This window comes from Streptomyces sp. MA5143a, assembly GCF_900290235.1.
In the GTDB taxonomy this organism is placed as follows: domain Bacteria; phylum Actinomycetota; class Actinomycetes; order Streptomycetales; family Streptomycetaceae; genus Streptomyces.
This window is the reverse complement of record NZ_OLMK01000068.1, coordinates 1-19,538: the sequence shown is the minus strand read 5'-3', so window position 1 is coordinate 19,538 and position 19,538 is coordinate 1. Positions and strand designations below refer to the sequence as shown.

Here is a 19,538-nt window from a genome sequence, read left to right as displayed (position 1 = left end):
CCCGCGGATTGGCCTTGGCCCGTGCCTCCACCGGCCCTCTAGCGTCGTCCCATGCGTATTCGTATCGTCGACGCCTTCACCGACCGCCCCTTCCACGGCAACCCGGCCGGTGTCCTCCTCCTCGACTCCTTCCCCGACGACGCCTGGCTCCAGCACGTCGCCCGGGAGGTCAACCACGCCGAGACCGCCTTCGCGCACCCGCTCCCCGAGGGCGGCGAGGCGGACTGGGCGCTGCGCTGGTTCACCCCCGTCACGGAGGTGGACATGTGCGGCCACGCCACGCTGGCCACCGCGCATGTGCTGGCCTCCACGGGCTCGCACGAGGGCCCGGTACGGTTCGCCACCCGCAGCGGCGTCCTCACCGCGACACCCCGGCCGGACGGCTCCCTCACGCTCGACTTCCCGACCGCGCCCCTCACCCCGGTCACCGCCCCGGACGGCCTCGCCGAGGCGCTGGGCGCCGAACCGCTCACCGTGCTCGACACCGGCCCCCAGGTCGGAGACCTGCTGGTGGAACTGGCCGACGAGAAGGCGGTCCGCGACCTCGCCCCCGACCTCCGGGCCCTCGGCCGCCACTCCCGGCGCGGCGTCATCGCCACCGCCCGCGCGGCGGACCCCTCCGCCGGCCACGACTACGTCTCGCGCTGCTTCTTCCCCAACGTCGGCATCGACGAGGACCCGGTCACCGGCAGCGCCCACACCGCCCTCGCCCCGTTCTGGTCCGAGCGCATCGGCAGCCCCGCCCTCACCGGCCTCCAGGCCTCCGCCCGCTCGGGCCACGTCCGCACGGAGCTTCGCGGTGACCGCACCCTCCTGAGCGGCCGAGCGGTCACGGTGATCGACGGCGACCTGCTGGCCTGACGACCCACACCACGGGGCGCACGAACACCACGAGGACGGAGGAACACCACGAGGACGGAGGAACAACCACAGGGGCGTACGCAACCCGCCGTACGCCCCTGCCCGCGTCTCGCCAGCGGCACCCTCGCCCCCGTCAAGGCGTCGGCAGCCACCCCACCTTGCCGGCGAGCAGCCCGTATCCGACGAACGCCCCGATGTCGAGCAGCGAGTGCGCCACGACCAGCGGGCCGACACGGCCCCACCGCCGGTACAGGTAGACGAACACCACACCCATCACCATGTTGCCGACGAACCCGCCGATGCCCTGGTAGAGGTGGTACGAGCCGCGCAGCACCGAGCTGGCGGCCAGCGCGTTTCCCGGGGACCAGCCCAGTTGCTGGAGCCGGCGCAGCAGATACCCGACCACGATCACCTCTTCGAGGACCGCGTTCTGGATCGCTGAGAGGATCAGCACCGGGTACTTCCACCACACCTCGGGCAGCGCCTCCGGCACCACGGTGAGGTTGAAGCCGAGGCCACGGGCCGCCAGATAGAAGGCGATGCCCGTGCTGCCGATCACGGCGGCGACCGCCGCACCCCGGGCGAGGTCGAACCACGGCTTCGTACGGTCGAACCCGAGCGTCCGCAGCCCCGCGCCCTCCCTCATCAGCAGGTGCGCCACCAACGCCACCGGAACCAGGGCGGTCGTGATCCCGAACAACTGCCACGCGAGGTCGAGCCACGGGCGACCGGGCGCCGCCGAGGCGTTCATGGTGGCCGCCTGGTCCTTCAGCCCACCCGGCTTGGTGACCGACCCGATAAAGCTGATCAGCGCGGACACCCCGCTCGCGCCGAGCGAGAGGCCCAGCACGAGCAGGGTCTCGTCCCTGAGTATCCGCCGGGTCGGCCGCTCCCGCGGCAACGCACCGTCCACCGACTCCGCCTGCCCCTGCACCCACGCCTCCACTGGTCCGTTCCCACCGGAGGACCATCATCGCCTGCGGCGCCACGGATCTTCCCAGGGGCGTACGTTCAGGGCTCGGCACCCCGGCGGAGGCGGTGGCGGAGCCGGTGGCGGGGCCCGGCTCGTCAGCCCATCGGCACCGGCTCCGGCAACCCCACCGGCCACATGTGGACCGGCTCCCCGGCGTGCATCAGCTCGCAGTACCTCCGGGTGGTGGCGGCCAGCGCCGCATCCCGTCCGATGCCCTTGTCCAGCGCCTGGTGGAACGTTTCGACCTGCCACGACGCCCCGTTGACCCGCCGCCGGCAGCGCTCCTCGATCACCCCGAGGTAGAAGTCCCGGTCGACCGGCTCGACTCCCCACGCGTCCAGCCCCGCCTCGGCGAGCGGCAGCAGCTCCTCCCGTACGAGGTTCACGGCGTCCACCGGACCCACCCCGCCGTACCGGCCCCGGCGCGGCCACTGCAACCGCGCGTCGATGCCGTGCCGGCACGCCTCGTCGAAGTTGGCGGCCGCGGTCTCGAAAGGCATCCGCGTCCACACGGGCCGCGACTCCTCGGCGAGGGCGCGTACGACCCCGTAGTAGAAGGCGGCGTTGGCGATCACGTCAGTGATGGTGGGACCGGCGGGCAGCACCCGGTTCTCGACGCGCAGATGCGGGACGCCGTCGGCGATGCCGTACACCGGCCGGTTCCAGCGGTAGACCGTGCCGTTGTGCAGGGTCAGCTCCGCGAGCTTCGGCACGCCGCCCGCGTCGAGGACGCCGAGCGGATCCTCGTCGTCGCAGATGGGCAGCAGTGCCGGGAAGAAGCGCAGGTTCTCCTCGAAGAGGTCGTAGGCCGAGGAGATCCAACGCTCCCCGAACCAGGTGCGCGGCCGCACCCCCTGGGCCTGGAGCTCCGGCGGCCTGGTGTCCGTGGACTGCTGGAACAGCGGCGGCCGCGACTCACGCCACAGCTCGTGCCCGAACAGGAACGGCGCGTTGGCGCCGATGGCGACCTGCGCCGCCGTGACCGCCTGGGCCGCGTTCCACACGTCCGCGAAGCGCTCGGGGGTGACCTGGAGGTGCAACTGCACGGAGGTGCACGCGGCCTCGGGCGCGATGGACTTCGAGGTGCACACGAGCCTCTCGACACCCTCGATGTCGAGCGTGAAGTCCTCGCCCCGCGCGGCGACGATCTGATCGTTGAGCAAGGTGTAGCGGTCGCCCGCGGAGAGATTGGACGAGACCAGATCGTCCCGGTCGAGCGTCGGCAGAATACCGATCATCACGATGCCGGCATCCACCTCCCCGGCCTTCCGGTCGGCGTACGCCAGGGACGTACGCAGCTCCTCGGAAAGCTGGTCGAATACCCGGCCGCCCAGCCGGTGTGGAGCGATGTTCACTTCCAGATTGAACATGGCGAGTTCTGTTTGGAAATCTCGGCTCGCAATCCGTTCGAGTACTTGCGCATTCATCATTCTCGGCAGACCGTCCGCCCCGACGAGGTTCAGCTCGATCTCCACACCCATCAGGTTCTTGGGGCGATCGAACCGCTTCTCCTCCAGCAGGCGCTCCAGTCCCGCCAGACACTGCCGCAGTTTGTCACGGTAGAGCTGACGGTCGGACAGGCCGAACGGCCCCGCCACGACCTTCTCCCCCATCGAAGTGTCCCTCCTCGGATGGGCAGGCCGATGAGCCGGCCACGACTGCGGTTCACGGATGATGATGCCCAGGCAGAGCCGCCGATAACGTCCCGCGGGAGACCTGTGCCCGCTAGGCTGAGCCCGTTCACCCTCCACGCAATGGACTCGGCGTGCTTCTGGCACATTCACGCGGCACGAAAGAGCACGCGCTTTCCATGCCGGGGATTCGTGAAAAGCGCCGATGAGAACCGGCCTACCGCTACGCGACGGTAATCCGAGGTCACCCTCTCACTCCCGAGAGAAAATCGGGATGATTCCCGCGATTCAGCGACCGGATACCGCCTTGTTCTTCATATCGAAGACAGCTAGACGAAACACTGTTTGAACACGCGTCGTATAAACTCCGCAAACGAGGCTGAGAGTCGGCTCTCGCGGTCCTCGGTCCTGCCGTCGGAGCTCGCACGGCGGAACCCCAACCCACGCACCGGACCCCGGGCACCCGTCTCTCCGATCCCCGAGAGCTGACAGCGCCGTCCGCCCCCGCCCTCGCGCCACCGTGCCTGTCGAATGAGAGGCGACCCACCATGCCGCTGCTTGTCCCCCCGGCTCCCGCGCCCGCCCTGCGCACCGTCCTCACGGCACTCGGATCTCCCACCGCCGTCAGCGAGGCCCGAACTCCCTCCCTGCGCAGCGCCCAAGGTCCCGCCGCACCCGAGCTCCCGCTGCCCGTCCACGTGCTCGACCGGATCACCCCCGAGGGCGCCGGCAGCACACGGCTCGCGGGCTGGCGCTTCCTGATCCGCTCCGGCGACCGCGCCCTGGCCGCCGCCGAGACGCGCCTCACCCCGGACGGCTGGGCCTTCTCGCATTTCTTCGAGGGCCCGTACATCGCGTCCACCGAACTCGCCCTGCGCCAGGCCGACCTCATGCAACAGCCCTACCAGCCCCGTCTGCTGTCCGTGCCCGAGCTGTACATGCTCACTCTCTGGCTGCACGCGGACACCACCGCCGACGGCGCCACCGGTGTCCCGGCACCGACCGACCTCCTCGTCCCACTGGCTCCCGCGCCGCCCGGGATCGCGGCCCACCGTCCGCACCGGGTCGCCGACCTCCTGCCGGTCCTGACCACCCGCCTGCCCCCCGCACCCCTCATGGGTTCGCCCGCCTGAGACCGAGGGCCGCCGCCTCATTCACACCGTCGCGTACCCCGCCGCCGATATCCGGGCGGCGGGGTCGCATTGTCATCGGCGCCGCATTCCGCTCTTACGCGCGGCAATACGCTCGTACGAGCCTTTCACAGTCCGCGCCCACCTCGGACTAGCCCCATCCGACCATGGCGAACCACCCGAACGGACAGGGGAGTTCCGATGAACCGTGCGCGTGGGGGATGCGTCATCAATCTGTGAGAAAGCCGTGCTGCAAAATGCCTGCGGATTGACGCCCGTGGGGCAACACTGGGACCGGACCGAATAATCACAACGGGGGGCGGCCATGAGCGAGGCTTCACGCCGCGATACAGACACGACAGCCATCTCACCACTGACGACAGAGCGAAAGATCCCCACAACCATGTGCCAGCACCAGCCACCGTGCCCGACCGCCGAATCCGCCGACCGGGAAGGTGCCCGTCTCGTGGCGCACCACCCGGAGCAGGGATGGAGCCTGCTCTGCAACGGCGTTCTGCTCTTCGAGGACACCGGTGAGCTCCTTCCCGACGGACAGATCATCGCCCCGCACCGCCCGCTCGACAGCGGCACGGTGATGACGGCGGCCTGAGCCGCGAGAGGTGCGCACAGGGCGAGCGTTCCCGCGTCGGACGCCCGCCCGGACACAAAGAGGGGCCGGCCGGAGAAGCACTCTCCGAACCGGCCCCGACGCGTATCCGCGGGCGACTACTCCTCGTAGGCGTCCAGCGGCGGGCAGGAGCAGACCAGGTTCCGGTCACCGAAGGCCTGGTCGATCCGGCGCACCGGCGGCCAGTACTTGTCGGCGGGCCTGACCCCGGCCGGGAACACGGCCTCCTCACGGGTGTACGCGTGGTTCCACTCGCCGCCGAGCGCCGCCGCGGTGTGCGGAGCGTTCCGCAGCGGGTTGTCGTCGGCGGGCCACTCGCCCGACCCGACCTTCTCGATCTCCGCGCGGATCGCGATCATCGCGTCGCAGAACCGGTCCAGTTCGGCGAGGTCCTCCGACTCGGTCGGCTCGATCATCAGCGTCCCCGCCACCGGGAACGACATCGTCGGCGCGTGGAAGCCGTAGTCGATCAGCCGCTTGGCGATGTCGTCGACGCTGACCCCGGTCGTCTTCGCGAGCGGCCGCAGGTCGACGATGCACTCGTGCGCGACGAGCCCGCCCGGACCGGTGTACAGCACGGGGTAGTGCGGCTCCAGCCGCTTGGCGATGTAGTTGGCGCTGAGCACGGCGACCTGCGTCGCCCGCTTGAGGCCCTCGCCGCCCATCAGCCGGACGTACGACCACGAGATCGGCAGGATGCCCGCCGAGCCCCACGGGGCGGCCGAGATCGGGCCCACACCGGTCTCCGGGCCGGCCGCGGGCTGCATCGGGTGGTTCGGCAGATACGGCGCCAGGTGCTCCCTGACCGCCACGGGCCCGACACCGGGACCGCCGCCGCCGTGCGGGATGCAGAACGTCTTGTGCAGGTTCAGGTGCGAGACGTCACCACCGAAGTGGCCCGGCTTGGCCAGGCCCACCAGCGCGTTGAGGTTGGCGCCGTCGACGTACACCTGACCGCCGGCGTCGTGCACCTGAGCGCAGATGTCGGCGACGTGCTCCTCGAACACACCGTGCGTCGACGGGTAGGTGATCATCAGCACGGACAGCTCGTCGCGGTACTGCTCGATCTTGGCCCGCAGGTCCTCGACGTCGATCTCGCCGTCCTCGGCGGTCCTCACCACGACGACCTTCATCCCGGCCATCACGGCGCTCGCGGCGTTGGTGCCGTGCGCGGAGGACGGGATGAGGCACACGACGCGCTGGTCGTCGCCGTTGGCACGGTGGTAGCCGCGTACGGCGAGCAGGCCCGCCAGCTCACCCTGCGAGCCGGCGTTCGGCTGGAGCGACACCTTGTCGTATCCGGTGACCTCGGCGAGCCGCTCCTCCAGCTCGCGGATCAGCGTCAGATAGCCCTGCGCCTGCGCGGCGGGCGCGAAGGGGTGCAACTGCCCGAACTCGGGCCAGGTCACCGGCTCCATCTCGGTGGTCGCGTTGAGCTTCATCGTGCAGGAGCCCAGCGGGATCATGCCCCGGTCGAGCGCGTAGTCGCGGTCGGCGAGACGGCGCAGGTAGCGCAGCATCGCGGTCTCGGACCGGTGCTCGTGGAACACGGGGTGCGTGAGGTAGTCGTCGGAGCGCAGCAGCGCCTCGGGCAGCGTGTCCTCGGCGGCGGCGTCGAGGTCCTCGACGTTGCCCTCCACCCCGAACGCCGTCCACACGGCACCCAGCTGCGCCCGCGTGGTGGTCTCGTCGCAGGAGACGGACACCTGGTCGGCGTCCACGAGGTGCAGGTTCACGCCGTGCTGCCGCGCGGCCGCGACGACCTCGGCGGCCCGTCCCGGCACCCGCGCGGTGAGCGTGTCGAAGTACGCGCCGTGCACGACCTCGACACCGCCCGCGGCGAGCCCCGCGGCGAGGACGGTGGCGTACCGGTGGGTGCGCCGGGCGATGGTCCGCAGCCCCTCGGGGCCGTGGTAGACGGCGTACATGCCGGCCATCACGGCGAGCAGCACCTGGGCGGTGCAGATGTTGCTGGTCGCCTTCTCCCGGCGGATGTGCTGCTCACGGGTCTGGAGGGCGAGCCGGTACGCCTTGTGCCCGTCCGCGTCCACGGAGACGCCCACGAGCCGCCCGGGCAGGCTGCGCGCGAACTTCTCGTGCACGGCCATGTAGCCCGCGTGCGGCCCGCCGAAGCCCATCGGCACACCGAACCGCTGCGTCGTACCGACCGCGATGTCGGCGCCCAGCTCACCGGGCGGGGTCAGCAGGGTGAGGGCGAGCAGGTCGGCGGCGACGGTGACGAGCGCCCCGAGGCCGTGGGCCTGCTCGATGACCGGCTTGAGGTCGCGCACGGCACCGGAGGCACCCGGGTACTGCAGGAGTACGCCGTTGATCTCGCGGGAGGCGATGTCGGCGGGGATGCCGTCGCTGAGGTCGGCGACGACGACCTCGACCCCGGTGGGCTCGGCGCGGGTCTCGATCACGGCGATGGTCTGCGGCAGCGTGTCCGCGTCGACCAGGAAGAGGCCCTTCTTGTTGCGGCCCATGCGCCGGGACAGGGACATGGCCTCGGCGGCGGCCGTGCCCTCGTCGAGCAGGGAGGCGCCGGAGGTGGGCAGCCCGGTGAGCTCGGCGACCATGGTCTGGAAGTTGAGCAGCGCTTCGAGCCGCCCCTGGGAGATCTCGGGCTGGTACGGCGTGTAGGCCGTGTACCAGGCGGGGTTCTCCATGACGTTCCGCAGAATGACCGGCGGGGTGAAGGTGCCGTAGTAGCCGAGTCCGATCATGGAGCCCAGCACCTGGTTGCGGTCGGCGAGCGAGCGCAGCTCGGCGAGCACCTCGGCCTCGGTGCGGGCGCCCGGCAGCTTCAGCGCCTCGGCGTTCTTGATCACATCGGGGACCGCTGCGGCCGTCAGCTCGTCGAGCGAGCCGTAGCCGATATGGGCGAGCATCTTGGCCCGGGCCTCGGCGTCGGGTCCGATGTGACGCCGCTCGAACGGGATGCCCTGTTCGAGCTCTGTGAGCGGAATGCGGTGGGCGGTCATTGCGGAGGCCTCCTGGTCTGACACGACCTTCGAGGGCACCACGGCATGGGTGCCCGACGGCCTCCCCCTCTGTCATCTCGACCTGAGAGCTTCACCGGCCCGGGTACGGGCCGGCTTTCACCGTCGGTGAGAGCGGAAACCGTCGACACCCGCTCTGCTTTCCAGAGTGACCTCGTCCGTGCGGTACGTGAGCCTGAGAGATTCCGGGGAGGATTTGCTCCTTCGGCGCCTCCGGATGGTGTCCGGAGGACTCTCCCGCACGAGTTCAACAGCCGCTGCCAGCGTATCAGCGCGGTCAACGCACGTGCCTTCGAGTGGCCGCCGTCCCGGTTGTGCCTTTTCGTAGTGGTGAGGAAGGATTTGCAAACCCCCATGGCGATCACTTGGAGGGCCCGTGCAGACCGACATCGATCCGCGCAATCTGATCGGCCGCAAGGCGTTCGACCGCAAGGGCACCAAGATCGGCACCGTGGACGAGGTCTACCTCGACGACGCGACCGGCGTCCCCGAGTGGGCCGCGATACGCATGGGCCTCTTCGGCCGCGACGCCTTCATCCCGCTCGAGCCCAGTGAACTCGTCGAGGGCTCCCTCCGTGTCCCCTTCGACCGCGCCCTCATCAAGGACGCCCCCGACTTCGGTGTCGGCCGCCACCTCTCCCCCGAACAGGAACTCCAGCTCTACCACCACTACGGCCTGGACATAGCCCCGCCGCCCCCGCTGGACCACGACTTCGGCAATGTGGCGAGCCAGGAGGACCCCTGACCCCACGCCGGCCTCGCCCCACCTCCGCCGCCCGCGACACCAGCCCCTTCAGCCCGACGCCCACTCCCTCATCCCGACGCCCTCCCCGCCCCTCCCTCATGCTCCGCTCCCGGCCCCGGCACGGGCACCGCCTCCGAGGGCCGCACCGGCCCGCCCGGCACCAGCGGCAACGGATCCACCGCCTCGAGATCCGGGTCGTCCGAGCGGAACGTCCGCACCCGCCCCGGCTCCTTTTCCTCGGGCGTCTCGAACCGCACGGTGACCCGCCCGAGCCCGCTCCCCTGCACCCAGCCGTGCCCGTACTCGGAGTGCCGCACGTCGTGCCCGGCCGACCACCGACGCTCGACGACACGCCCCGCGCCCTCGTCGGGGACGGCCTCCTCCTCCGTCTCCTCCTCAGCAAGCTCCGGATCCCCCGCGGCCTGGGCGAACAGGTCCTCCTGCGTGTAGTCGGCGAGCCCGCTTACCCCGACCCCCAGCAGCCGCACCCCACCGGTGGTGTCGACGGCCTCCAGCAGCCGGGCCGCGGCCTCCCGCACCACGGCCGGGTCGTCCGTCGGCCCCCGCAATGTCTCGGACCGGGTCAGGGTCGAGAAGTCGTACCGCCGCACCTTCAGCACGATCGTCCGTCCCGACAGACCGGCCCCCCTGAGCCGCCGCACACACCGGTCGGCGAGCCGCTGCACCTCCAGCCGGACCCGCACCCGGTCGTGGATGTCCACGTCGTAGGTGTCCTCCACGGACACGGACTTGGCGTCCCGCTCGGCGACCACGGCCCGGTCGTCACGCGCCAGCGCCATCGCGTACAGGCCGTGTCCGTGGGCCTTCCCCAGCAGCCGTACGACCTCGTCCTCGCCGGCCTCCACGATCTCCTCGACGGTGGTGATCCCCGCGCGCCGCAGATGGTCCCCGGTCGCCGGCCCGACTCCGGGGAGGATCCGCACGGACATCGGCCCGAGGAGTGCCCGCTCGGTGCCGGGCTCGATGACCACCAGCCCGTCCGGCTTGGCCTGCTCGGAGGCGATCTTCGCGAGCATCTTGGACGCGGCGAGCCCCACGGAGCCGGTCAGCCCGGTCACTTCCCGTATCTCCTGACGCAGCCGCCCGCCCGTCCCACGCGCCGAGGCCTCGTCCCAGGCCGCTCCCCCGGCCTCCAGGTCCACGAACGCCTCGTCGAGGCTGAGCGGCTCCACCAGGGGCGACAGGGCGTGCAGAAGCCCCATGACCTGCTGGCTGATCGCCCGGTAGAACGTGAAGCGGGGCGTGAGGTACGCGGCGTTCGGCGCGAGCCGACGGGCCTGCGCCGTCGGCATCGCCGAGTGCACCCCGAAGACCCTCGCCTCGTACGAGGCGGTGGCGACCACGCCTCGGGGACCGACCCCGCCCACGATGACGGCCTTCCCGCGCAGGCTCGGCTTGGACGCCTGCTCCACCGAGGCGTAGAAGGCATCCATGTCGAGATGCAGGATCGTGGGCGCGGTTCTCACATCTCCGATGCTGCCCTACGCCACTGACAATGCCGTCAGACCGCGCGGTTGCGCCGCCGCGCCAGTTCGTCCGCTGGGTTGGGGCGGACCAGGGTCTCGCCCGTGTCGATCCGCTCGCCGTGCAACTGGGAGAGAGCGCTTTCCACATCACGCCAGACCACCCCGACGGCGATTCCGAAGATCCCCTGGCCGCCTTGGAGCAGAGCGTGGACCTCGTCGGGCGAGGTGCACTCGTAGACCGTGGCCCCGTCGCTCATCAGCGTCATCCGCTCCAGGTCGCTGAAGCCCCGCTCCCGCAGGTGCTGAACGGCTGTGCGGATGTTCTGCAGGGAGACACCGGTGTCGAGGAACCGTTTCACGATCTTGAGGACGACGACGTCCCGGAAGCTGTAGAGCCGCTGCGTCCCGGACCCGTGGGCGGACCGCACACTGGGCTCCACGAGGCCGGTGCGGGCCCAGTAGTCGAGCTGGCGATAGGTGATGCCTGCGGCGGCGCACGCGGTGGGCCCGCGGTACCCGACGTTCTCGTGCGGCTCGGGCGCGGCCTCCGAACCGTCCTGGACAGCCGTCGGCAACTGTGGAAAGGGACCGGCCGCGCCGCCGGAATGGGGATAACCCCTGCTCGAGCGGAGCCGAGCGCTCGGGGGAGGGTACGAGCCGCTCTCCCCCAGGCTGCGTCCGGGGGCACCCCCAGCCGTACCGTCGCCGCTGTTCCTCACGCCGACCTCCGTCCTTGACCTGCCTTGTCGACGGTAGGCAGCCACCAGGGGTGCGTCAACGACCGCCACACTCGGCACGCCGAGTGATAATCACCCTGAGAGTGGTTTCCCGTGCCCTTCCGCGGGGAAAGGCTAGCCGAATGTGCTAAGCGGAACCCCAGGACACCGCATGGGCACGTGTCAGGTGCCGGACCTCCGTGACGCCGCCCCCTTGATCGACATCCCCCGGCCCGGATCCGATCGGTCAGCGCTCCGGCAGGCCGTGGACGGCACGCGGTGCCGGTCCCGCCGATCACGACCGCGCGGCCCGACGGCGGCGCGGCACAGCGGCCCGTCAGCCCTTGGCAGCGCGACGACGACTCGGCCCCGCGCCACGGGCCGAGAGCCCGACGGCCGCGAGGCCCGACACCACCGCAGCCCGGACTCACTGGCTGCTGGTACCGAAGTCCTCCGGCGAGATCTGGTCGAGGAACTCGCGGAACTTCTCCACCTCGTCCTCCTGCTCGTCCGGGATCGCGATGCCCGCGTCATCGAGCACCCCGTCACTGCCGAAGATCGGCGTCCCGGTGCGCAGCGCCAGCGCTATGGCGTCGGAGGGCCTGGCGCTCACCTCGACACCGCTGGCGAAGACCAGCTCCGCGTAGAAGACGCCCTCACGCAGATCCGTGATGCGCACTTCCGTGAGCTCCTGGCCGACGGCCTCCAGCACGTCCTTGAACAGGTCGTGGGTCAGCGGCCGCGCGGGGGCCATGCCCTGCTGGGCGAAGGCGATCGCGGTGGCCTCCCCGGGCCCGATCCAGATGGGGAGGTAACGGTCGCCTCCCACTTCACGCAGGAGCACGATCGGTTGGTTGGAGGGCATTTCGACCCGGACACCTACGACATCGAGCTCGTTCACACAGCAACCCTAGGCCGTGCTCGGGATGTTTGGGTAGTCGAGCACGGATAGGCCGGACGATCCGCCACAGGCGAACACCCCTCTTCAGCGGAGCCGGACACCCAGCGCGCTCTGTACCAGCGCGGCGTGCAGCTTCACCGTGAGCCCCGCCAGCTCCCGCGTACGGTCCTCCGCGTGCGCTCTGGTCTGGGGATTGCGGTGGCGGCGCAGCGGCGCGACCACCTGCTCCACGAGGCCCGCCTCACGGTCGGCGGCGGCCCGCATCACCCGCAGATGCCTCGGCTCGATACCGAACCGCCCCAGTTCCACCACAAGCGTGGCGACCGTGAGGGCCTCGGCGTCGTACGTGCCGTCCGGCAGCGGCGCCACGAGCCCGTACGACTCCCACTCGGCCAGTTGCTCCTCGCCGATCCCGGCGCCGGCCAGCAGCTCGGCCCGCCCGATCCGGGCGGCGGTGGGCTCCTCGGGCTCCCCGAAGAGCTCGCTCAGCCGCTCTCCGTCGCCGATGTCCCGCTGGCGGCCCACCGACGGCAGCCGGACGTCCTCGCCCCGTTCCAGGGCCGCCAGGTACTCACGGATCACCTTGAGCGGCAGATAGTGGTCCCGCTGCATCCTCAGGACATGTCCGAGACGCTCGACGTCACCAGCGCTGAACTTGCGATACCCCGAGGGGGTCCGCTGCGGCTCGATGAGCCCCTCCGACTCCAGGAAACGGATCTTGGAGATCGTGACCTCGGGGAACTCCTCGCGCAGCAGGTTCAGCACCGAGCCGATGCTCATCAGGCCACTGTCCGCGGCGGTGGTGCCGTGATCGGCACCACCGCTCGTTGTTCGAAGCATGGACCTTCCCTGGGGGATTCCCCCGGAACGAGTCCGGGGGCGGGTCAGTAACCCCGCTGGCTCGCGTAGAAGACCAGCCGGTACTTGCCGATCTGCACCTCGTCACCGTTGTGCAGGGCGACCTGGTCGATCCGCTCACGGTTGACGTACGTGCCGTTCAGGCTGCCGACGTCGGCGACCGTGAACGAGCCGTCCTGGGCCCGGCGGAACTCCACATGGCGACGGGAGACCGTGACGTCGTCCAGGAAGATGTCGCTCTGCGGGTGACGGCCCGCCGTCGTCAGGTCGCTGTCGAGCAGGAAGCGGCTGCCCGCGTTCGGGCCGCGACGCACGACGAGGAGTGCCGAGCCGAGCGGCAGCGCGTCGACGGCGGCCTGAGCCTCCGGCGAGAGCGCCGGCAGCTGCGTCTGACCCGTCGTCTCGGAGTCGTAGGCCTCGAGGCCGGAGATCGAGATCGTGGAGGTCGTCTCGGAGGGACGCTCCGGGACGGCGCCGGGACGCAGCGGCGCACCGCAGTTCGAGCAGAAGCGGCTGTTCTCCGCGTTGCGGTTACCGCACCTCGTACACACCAGGGCCGACATCGACGGATCCTCCTGCCGCGGCTGCCCCGCCGGGGCATTGGACGCATACGGGTCGGTGGCAAACCCTCCACCCGTACCTGAGGCTGACGGGTCCCCGAAACCTATGCGGCCCGACTGGGCAGGGTCAACAGACGGCGCGCCCTGACCTCCGGAAATGTCACCGCCCGGACCAGCGACCTGGTCCCGGAACAGGGGGCGCTCGCCACCCTGGCCCTCGGCCTCCGAAGGCTGCGCGCGATGGCGGGAGGTCGCGTTGCCGCTGTCCTCTCGCGCGCTCTTGCCGAACAACTTCGCAAACAACTTCACGGGCGATTCCCCTTGACCGAAACAGACCCGCCCGTGGGGCAGGACGAACCCTGACTGAACACACCGGCCGACCCGGACATCCTCACAACGTCCGTTTCCACCAGACAGTTTCCACCACGCACCACCCATTCGGTGCGCCGACCCCCCGCAACCTCTTGCCCTCGCCGGACGACCCCTATGCACCTGCGGTTCACTGGGAGGACGACCGAGCGTAGTCAGGCCGCTTCGCCGCTCGCAAGGCGTCCACGACGATCTTGTCAGCCCGCTCCACGGCCACGGTGGCCTGCTCCTTCTCCAGTGTCTGCACCACGCCTCCGGGGATGTTCAACGCCGGCTCGAGGTCCTGCGGGTTGCCGATGACCTTGAAACGAAAGGGCTGGGTGATCTTGTTCCCGTCGACACTGATTCCCTTGCCGGAATCGGTGAGATAGGTGCTGGCGACGACGCGTACGCCGTTCACCTGGATCGCCTCCGCGCCGGCGGCGCGCAGCTCCTGGATCGCGTCGAGCAACATGTCCGCCTCGACCGTCCCCTTCGTGTCGTTGATCGTCAGCGTGATGCCGGGTCCCTGCGCGGCCACGGTGCCCGCCAGCACGCCGAGTTGTCTTTCCTTCTCGACGGTCTGCTTGCGTGCCTCCTCGGCCTGGTCCGAGCTGTTCTCCAACTCGGTGCGCTGATCCTCGAGACCCTGCTTCTCCTCCTCCAGACGCTGAGTACGGTCATCCAGTTCATCGAGGATGCGTACGAGATCTTCCTGGCGTGCGCCGCGCAGCGCGCTGTCGTCGTTGTTGGAGGCCACCTGGACGGCCAGGCCGAAGCCCAGGCCGAACAGCAGTACGGCCACGATGAGTTGGGCCCGTGTGAAGCGCGGCGGCCACAGCCCCTGGGCCAGCCGCTGCCGTCCGGTCAGCCGGTTCTTCTCGTCGGGCGTGGCCCTGCCCGGCCCTTCGGCGGCCGCGACCGGGACCTCCTGCGGCAGCTCGCGGCGCAACCGGGTCGTCGGCTCGTCGTCGTCCGCCCCGCCCGCGCCCGCCGTCGGCCTCGGCGTCTCGTGCCTGTCGCTCATCGGCCTCACGCCCGGAACACGTGCCGGCGGATCGCCGCGGCGTTGGAGAAGATGCGGATGCCGAGAACGACCACGACACCCGTGGACAGCTGGGCCCCCACACCCAACTTGTCACCGAGGAACACGATCAGGGCGGCCACGACCACGTTGGACAGGAACGACACGACGAAGACCTTGTCGTCGAAGATCCCGTCCAGCATGGCCCGCAGACCGCCGAACACGGCGTCCAGGGCCGCGACGACGGCGATGGGGAGGTACGGCTCGACCACCGCGGGTACCTCGGGCCGGACCAACAGTCCGGCCACGACTCCGAGGACGAGGCCCAGTACGGCGATCACGATGTGCCCTTCCTAGCGCTCGGTTCTGCTGTTCGTACGATCACGCTCGGCGCGGCCGGCACCTTGATGTCGCTCTCGGCGGAGATGCTCGTCCGGATCCCGAAGTTCTCTTGCAGGGCATGCAGGTACAGCCCGTCGGGGCTGTTCTGAAACCTGGTGCTCAGCCGCTGCCCGTCCCCCACCGCGAGCACCGTGTACGGCGGCACCAGCGGCTTGTTGTCGACCAGTATGGCGTCGCCGGCGGCCCTGATCGCCGACAGCGCGGTGAGCCGCTGTCCGTTGATCGAGACGGCCTCGGCGCCCGACGCCCACAGCCCGTTGACGACCCGCTGCATGTCCCGGTCGCGCACGCGCCCGGTGTCGGAGAATCCGGAGGTCTCGCGGGGGTCGCCGTCACCGCCCTGGCTGGCGCTCTTCGAGTCGTTGACGACCAGCTTCACGCCCGGGCCGTGCACCTCGACGGCACCCGACAGGATGTCCACAAGGTCGCCCTGGCCGCTGCCGCCGTCCTTGAGCGCCTCGCGCTGGCGTGCACCCACGTCGTCACGGAGGTCGTCGACGGAGTCCTCCAGCTTGTCCGCCGCAGCGGTCTGCTGGTGGATACGGTCGATGAGCTCCTCGCGCTCCTTGGCCAGCGCCGGGGCGCTGATCCGCGCCTGCGCCGCGCCCACGGTCACCACCAGGGCGGCGAGCACCAGCCCGACCGCGAGGCCCAGCTTCGCCCGTACGGTTTTCGGCATGCCCCCGGTGCCGTCGGCCTTCTTCCGGGCGGCGGCCTCGGCGTACCCGTCATCGAGGCTGTGGTCCATGACGTTGTTGAGCAGCGACATGGAGGCGTCCGGACGCGACGCGCGCGCGGGTGTGCTCCGAACGGGGGGCTGCTGCGGCATGCCGCACATCGTCGCACGTCGCGCCCACTACCTCCGAATGGCCCCACCCACGTGCCGGACAGGCCCCGTTGGGGGCACTTGTCCGGCACGCGCGTGTGGCGGGTGTTTCAGCGTCCGGCGCTGTCCACCACCGACGACCATTCGTCCAGCAGAGCCTGCGCCGAGGCGTCGTCGGGCCCTTCGGCCCACAGATGCGTGACGGCCTCCGCCGGGTCCGGCAGGACCATCACCCACCGCCCGTCGGTCTCCACAACCCGCACACCGTCGGTCGTGTCGACAAAGCGATTGCCGGCGGCCTCCACGACCCGGCGCATCACGAGCCCCTTGACGGCCCACGGAGTGGCGAGGTCCCGCTTGAGGACGTGCGCCCGCGGAATCCGCGCGTCGATCTGGCTCAGCGTGAGCTGTGTCCGCGCCACCAGCCCGATGAGCCGTACGAAGGCCGCCGTCCCGTCGAAGACGCTGCTGAACTCCGGCACGATGAACCCGCCGCGCCCGTCTCCGCCGAAGATGGTCGTCTCGTCGCCGCCGACCCGGGTCAGGTCGTCCGGCGAGGTGGTCGTCCACTCGACCTGCGTGCCGTGGTACGCGGCGACCTGTTCCGCGATCCTGGTGGTGGTCACCGGCAGCGCCACGCGCCCGCTCCGCCGCTCCGCGGCCACCAGGTCGAGCATCACCAGCAGGGCCCGGTCGTCCTCGACGATCCGCCCCTTCTCGTCGACCAGGGACAGCCGCTCGCCGACGGGGTCGAACCGCACTCCGAACGCGGCCCGCGACGACGCCACGATCTCGCCGAGCCGCACGAGCCCCGACCGCCGCATGTCGCCCGTCTCCGTCGGCCTCGACTCGTCGAGACCGGGGTTGATCGTCAGCGAGTCGACGCCCAGCTTGCCGAGCAGGCTCGGCAGTACGAGTCCGGCGCTTCCGTTGGACGCGTCCACGACGACCTTGAGCCCCGATTCGGCGATCCCGGTCGTGTCGACGTTCCGCAGCAGGGAGCCGGTGTACGAGTCGAAGACGCTGGCCGGGAAGTGCAGGTCGCCGATCTCGCCCGGGAACGCGCGCCGGTACTCCTGCCGCGCGAAGACCCGGTCCAGCTTCCGCTGGCTGCCCTGCGACAGGTCCGCTCCCTGACTGTCGAAGAACATGATGTCGACGGAGTCCGGCACCCCGGGCGTGGTGCGGATCATGATCCCACCGGCACTGCCCCGAGCGGTCTGCTGCCGGGCCACCGGCAGCGGTACGTTCTCCAGGTCCCGTACGTCGATGGCGCTGGCCTGGAGCGCCGAGATGACCGCCCGCTTGAGGGCACGCGCGCCTCGGGAGTGGTCACGTGCGGTGGTGACCGTCGAGCCCTTCTTGAGCGTCGTCGCGTACGCCCCGGCCAGCCGCACGGCCAGCTCCGGGGTGATCTCCACGTTCAGGATCCCGGACACGCCACGGGCACCGAAGAGATGCGCCTGTCCGCGGGACTCCCAGATCACCGACGTGTTGACGAACGCACCGGCCTCGATCGTCTTGAAGGGGTAGACGCGTACGTTCCCCTGGATGATCGATTCTTCGCCGACGAGGCACTCGTCGCCGATGACGGCGCCGTCCTCGATCCGGGCGGCCCGCATGATGTCGGTGTTCTTTCCGACCACGCAGCCACGCAGATTGCTGTGCTGTCCGATGTAGACGTTGTCGTGGACGACGGTCTTGTGGAGGAAGGCCCCGCTCTTCACGACGACATTCGAGCCGACCACGGTGTGCTCGCGGATTTCGACGCCGGCTTCGACCTTGGCGTAGTCCCCGATGTACAGCGGTCCGCGCAGCACGGCGTCGGGGTGCACCTCGGCGCCTTCGGCGATCCACACACCGGGTGAGAGCTCGAATCCGTCGATCTCGACGTCGACCTTGCCTTCGAGGACGTCGGCCTGTGCCTTCACATAGCTCTCGTGCGTGCCGACGTCCTCCCAGTAGCCCTCGGCGACATAGCCGTAGATCGGCTTGCCTTCCTTCATGAGCTGCGGGAAGACGTCTCCGGACCAGTCGACGGGAACGTCGGCCTCGACGTAGTCGAAGACCTCGGGCTCCATCACGTAGATGCCGGTGTTCACGGTGTCCGAGAAGACCTGCCCCCAGGTGGGCTTCTCCAGGAACCGCTCGACCTTGCCCTCCTCGTCGACGATCGTGATGCCGAATTCCAGCGGGTTCGGCACCCGTGTCAGGCAGACGGTGACGAGCGCACCCTTTTCCTTGTGGAAATTGATGAGCTCGGTGAGGTCGAAGTCGGTCAGGGCGTCACCGGAGATGACGAGGAAGGCATCGTCCTTCAGTGCTTCCTCGGCGTTCTTCACGCTCCCGGCAGTACCGAGTGGCTTCTCCTCGTTGGCATAGGTGAGCTCCATCCCGAGCTCCTCACCGTCGCCGAAATAGTTCTTGACGAGTGACGCCAGGAACTGGACGGTAACGACGGTCTCATTGAGCCCATGCCTTTTGAGCAGCCGCAGTACGTGCTCCATGATCGGGCGGTTCGCCACGGGTAGGAGCGGCTTGGGCATGCTCGAGGTCATGGGGCGAAGGCGTGTGCCCTCGCCTCCGGCCATCACGACGGCCTTCATGTCGGAAGCGTCCTCCTTGAAGAGACACGGTCTAGCCGACTTCACCCGTCCAGATTGTCCCGCACTTTTCCGACGCGGGCCATCGAGCCACTACGGCTGTCCCATCGGACGGGCTCAATCGGCCATGGCGTCCGCCGCGACAAGTCGGCGGACCTGAACCACGTAGAGGATCCCTGCCCACCAATACAGCGTTGTACCCCATCCGGCGAACGCCCATCCGAAAATAGCAGCGAGTGACGAGATCCATCCGGTTCCGTCACTGAGCAACAGCAAGGGGAAGGCGTACATCAGGTTGAAGGTGGCTGCCTTCCCGAGGAAGTTCACCTGCGGCGGCGGATAGCCGTGCCGACGGAGGATGCCCACCATCACCAGCAGAACCAGCTCACGCAAGAGAAGTACAGCCGTCAACCAAAGGGGGAGAATCTCGCGCCAGGTGAGACCGACCAAAGTCGACAGAATGTAGAGCCGGTCTGCCGCGGGGTCGAGCAGCCGGCCGAGGCTGCTGATCTGGTTCCAGCGTCGCGCCAGCTTGCCGTCCAGATAGTCGCTGACGCCGCTCAGGGCGAGCACGAGGAGCGCCCAGCCGTCGACCTGGGGGCCGCCGAACTCGGGCCAGAGAATCAGCCACAGGAAGACGGGGACTCCGAGGAGCCGCGCCATGCTGAGGATGTTCGGGATGGTGAGCACCCGGTCCGTCTGGACTCGGGTCTCTTGGACCTCCACCCGGGGGCCTCCTGTGCAAAACGAGCCAATGATGCTCCCTGACCCTACCTCAACGCAAAAAAGCTCTGGCTCCTGGGCGTAGTGCCCAAGAGCCAGAGCTTTAAAAGGAGTTCGGCG

The 19,538-nt window shown here is 69.6% G+C and carries 17 protein-coding genes and 1 riboswitch; of the genes, 4 read left to right on the top strand and 13 right to left on the bottom strand.

From position 1 onward, the window contains the following. Window positions 1-51 precede the first annotated feature (51 nt). A complete protein-coding gene (locus tag SMA5143A_RS27275; protein ID WP_107465473.1) occupies window positions 52-861 on the top strand; it encodes a PhzF family phenazine biosynthesis protein in 810 nt (269 codons plus the stop codon). A 133-nt stretch (window positions 862-994) separates the two neighbouring features. On the opposite strand, the gene SMA5143A_RS27270 is transcribed toward SMA5143A_RS27275, so the two are convergent. Together SMA5143A_RS27270 and SMA5143A_RS27265 are read right to left on the bottom strand one after the other, a co-directional pair. Then, window positions 995-1,795 (bottom strand): CPBP family intramembrane glutamic endopeptidase, encoded by an 801-nt coding sequence (locus SMA5143A_RS27270; RefSeq protein WP_107465629.1) that lies wholly within the window; start codon window positions 1,793-1,795, stop codon window positions 995-997. A gap of 134 nt (window positions 1,796-1,929) precedes the next feature. Then, window positions 1,930-3,447, bottom strand: a complete 1,518-nt coding sequence (locus SMA5143A_RS27265; protein WP_107465472.1) for a glutamate--cysteine ligase — start codon at window positions 3,445-3,447, stop codon at window positions 1,930-1,932. A 566-nt stretch (window positions 3,448-4,013) separates the two neighbouring features. Here SMA5143A_RS27265 and SMA5143A_RS27260 point away from each other — a divergent pair. Together SMA5143A_RS27260 and SMA5143A_RS27255 are read left to right on the top strand one after the other, a co-directional pair. After that, entirely contained in the window at window positions 4,014-4,598 is a 585-nt protein-coding gene (locus tag SMA5143A_RS27260; RefSeq protein WP_107465471.1) for a hypothetical protein, read from the top strand. 400 nt (window positions 4,599-4,998) lie between these two features. After that, window positions 4,999-5,205 carry a DUF5999 family protein gene (locus tag SMA5143A_RS27255; RefSeq protein WP_107465470.1) on the top strand — a complete coding sequence of 69 codons (207 nt, stop codon included), beginning with the start codon at window positions 4,999-5,001 and terminating at the stop codon, window positions 5,203-5,205. 116 nt (window positions 5,206-5,321) lie between these two features. On the opposite strand, the gene gcvP is transcribed toward SMA5143A_RS27255, so the two are convergent. Then, on the bottom strand, window positions 5,322-8,207 hold the full coding sequence (gene gcvP / locus SMA5143A_RS27250) for an aminomethyl-transferring glycine dehydrogenase (protein ID WP_107465469.1): 2,886 nt from the start codon (window positions 8,205-8,207) through the stop codon (window positions 5,322-5,324). A gap of 171 nt (window positions 8,208-8,378) precedes the next feature. Further along, a riboswitch (glycine riboswitch) is annotated at window positions 8,379-8,475 on the bottom strand. Window positions 8,476-8,601: 126 nt separating this feature from the next. On the opposite strand from gcvP, the gene SMA5143A_RS27245 reads away from it, so the two are divergent. After that, window positions 8,602-8,970, top strand: coding sequence for a PRC-barrel domain-containing protein (locus tag SMA5143A_RS27245; protein ID WP_107465468.1), 369 nt, complete (start codon window positions 8,602-8,604; stop codon window positions 8,968-8,970). A gap of 68 nt (window positions 8,971-9,038) precedes the next feature. Here the strand turns inward: SMA5143A_RS27245 and SMA5143A_RS27240 are convergent, their stop codons facing one another. The 10 genes from SMA5143A_RS27240 to SMA5143A_RS27195 all read right to left on the bottom strand — a co-directional run bounded on the left by SMA5143A_RS27240 (window position 9,039) and on the right by SMA5143A_RS27195 (window position 19,421). Further along, entirely contained in the window at window positions 9,039-10,457 is a 1,419-nt protein-coding gene (locus tag SMA5143A_RS27240; protein ID WP_107465467.1) for a DNA polymerase IV, read from the bottom strand. Window positions 10,458-10,492: 35 nt separating this feature from the next. Next, window positions 10,493-11,176, bottom strand: coding sequence for a MerR family transcriptional regulator (locus SMA5143A_RS27235; RefSeq protein WP_181362036.1), 684 nt, complete (start codon window positions 11,174-11,176; stop codon window positions 10,493-10,495). A 424-nt stretch (window positions 11,177-11,600) separates the two neighbouring features. Next, window positions 11,601-12,074, bottom strand: a complete 474-nt coding sequence (locus SMA5143A_RS27230; protein ID WP_028797289.1) for a bifunctional nuclease family protein — start codon at window positions 12,072-12,074, stop codon at window positions 11,601-11,603. 84 nt (window positions 12,075-12,158) lie between these two features. Further along, complete coding sequence (gene ftsR / locus SMA5143A_RS27225) at window positions 12,159-12,914, bottom strand: transcriptional regulator FtsR (protein ID WP_107465465.1); 756 nt, start codon at window positions 12,912-12,914, stop codon at window positions 12,159-12,161. 44 nt (window positions 12,915-12,958) lie between these two features. Continuing rightward, the gene (locus SMA5143A_RS27220; RefSeq protein WP_079049810.1) at window positions 12,959-13,930 is read right to left on the bottom strand and encodes an FHA domain-containing protein; all 972 of its coding nucleotides are present in this window, start codon (window positions 13,928-13,930) and stop codon (window positions 12,959-12,961) included. A 61-nt stretch (window positions 13,931-13,991) separates the two neighbouring features. After that, window positions 13,992-14,867 carry a DUF881 domain-containing protein gene (locus tag SMA5143A_RS27215; RefSeq protein ID WP_107465464.1) on the bottom strand — a complete coding sequence of 292 codons (876 nt, stop codon included), beginning with the start codon at window positions 14,865-14,867 and terminating at the stop codon, window positions 13,992-13,994. A gap of 5 nt (window positions 14,868-14,872) precedes the next feature. Continuing rightward, window positions 14,873-15,205: a small basic family protein gene (locus SMA5143A_RS27210; RefSeq protein WP_009343209.1), complete on the bottom strand. Its 333-nt coding sequence runs from the start codon at window positions 15,203-15,205 to the stop codon at window positions 14,873-14,875. Next, on the bottom strand, window positions 15,202-16,104 hold the full coding sequence (locus SMA5143A_RS27205) for a DUF881 domain-containing protein (protein ID WP_107465463.1): 903 nt from the start codon (window positions 16,102-16,104) through the stop codon (window positions 15,202-15,204). The genes SMA5143A_RS27210 and SMA5143A_RS27205 overlap by 4 nt, the downstream gene beginning before the upstream one ends. A gap of 98 nt (window positions 16,105-16,202) precedes the next feature. Beyond that, on the bottom strand, window positions 16,203-18,698 hold the full coding sequence (locus SMA5143A_RS27200) for a mannose-1-phosphate guanyltransferase (RefSeq protein WP_055517954.1): 2,496 nt from the start codon (window positions 18,696-18,698) through the stop codon (window positions 16,203-16,205). 114 nt (window positions 18,699-18,812) lie between these two features. Then, window positions 18,813-19,421 carry a CDP-alcohol phosphatidyltransferase family protein gene (locus tag SMA5143A_RS27195; RefSeq protein ID WP_055715902.1) on the bottom strand — a complete coding sequence of 203 codons (609 nt, stop codon included), beginning with the start codon at window positions 19,419-19,421 and terminating at the stop codon, window positions 18,813-18,815. Window positions 19,422-19,538 lie beyond the last annotated feature (117 nt).

Excerpts from the sequence above, each read along its gene's own strand:
- SMA5143A_RS27275 (WP_107465473.1), top strand. The coding sequence starts at position 52 with ATGCGTATTCGTATCGTCGACGCCTTCACCGACCGCCCCTTCCACGGC.
- SMA5143A_RS27265 (WP_107465472.1), bottom strand. The coding sequence starts at position 3,447 with ATGGGGGAGAAGGTCGTGGCGGGGCCGTTCGGCCTGTCCGACCGTCAG.
- SMA5143A_RS27260 (WP_107465471.1), top strand. The coding sequence starts at position 4,014 with ATGCCGCTGCTTGTCCCCCCGGCTCCCGCGCCCGCCCTGCGCACCGTC.
- SMA5143A_RS27255 (WP_107465470.1), top strand. The coding sequence starts at position 4,999 with ATGTGCCAGCACCAGCCACCGTGCCCGACCGCCGAATCCGCCGACCGG.
- gcvP (WP_107465469.1), bottom strand. The coding sequence starts at position 8,207 with ATGACCGCCCACCGCATTCCGCTCACAGAGCTCGAACAGGGCATCCCG.
- ftsR (WP_107465465.1), bottom strand. The coding sequence starts at position 12,914 with ATGCTTCGAACAACGAGCGGTGGTGCCGATCACGGCACCACCGCCGCG.
- SMA5143A_RS27220 (WP_079049810.1), bottom strand. The coding sequence starts at position 13,930 with ATGGGTGGTGCGTGGTGGAAACTGTCTGGTGGAAACGGACGTTGTGAG.
- SMA5143A_RS27215 (WP_107465464.1), bottom strand. The coding sequence starts at position 14,867 with ATGAGCGACAGGCACGAGACGCCGAGGCCGACGGCGGGCGCGGGCGGG.
- SMA5143A_RS27205 (WP_107465463.1), bottom strand. The coding sequence starts at position 16,104 with ATGTGCGGCATGCCGCAGCAGCCCCCCGTTCGGAGCACACCCGCGCGC.
- SMA5143A_RS27200 (WP_055517954.1), bottom strand. The coding sequence starts at position 18,698 with ATGAAGGCCGTCGTGATGGCCGGAGGCGAGGGCACACGCCTTCGCCCC.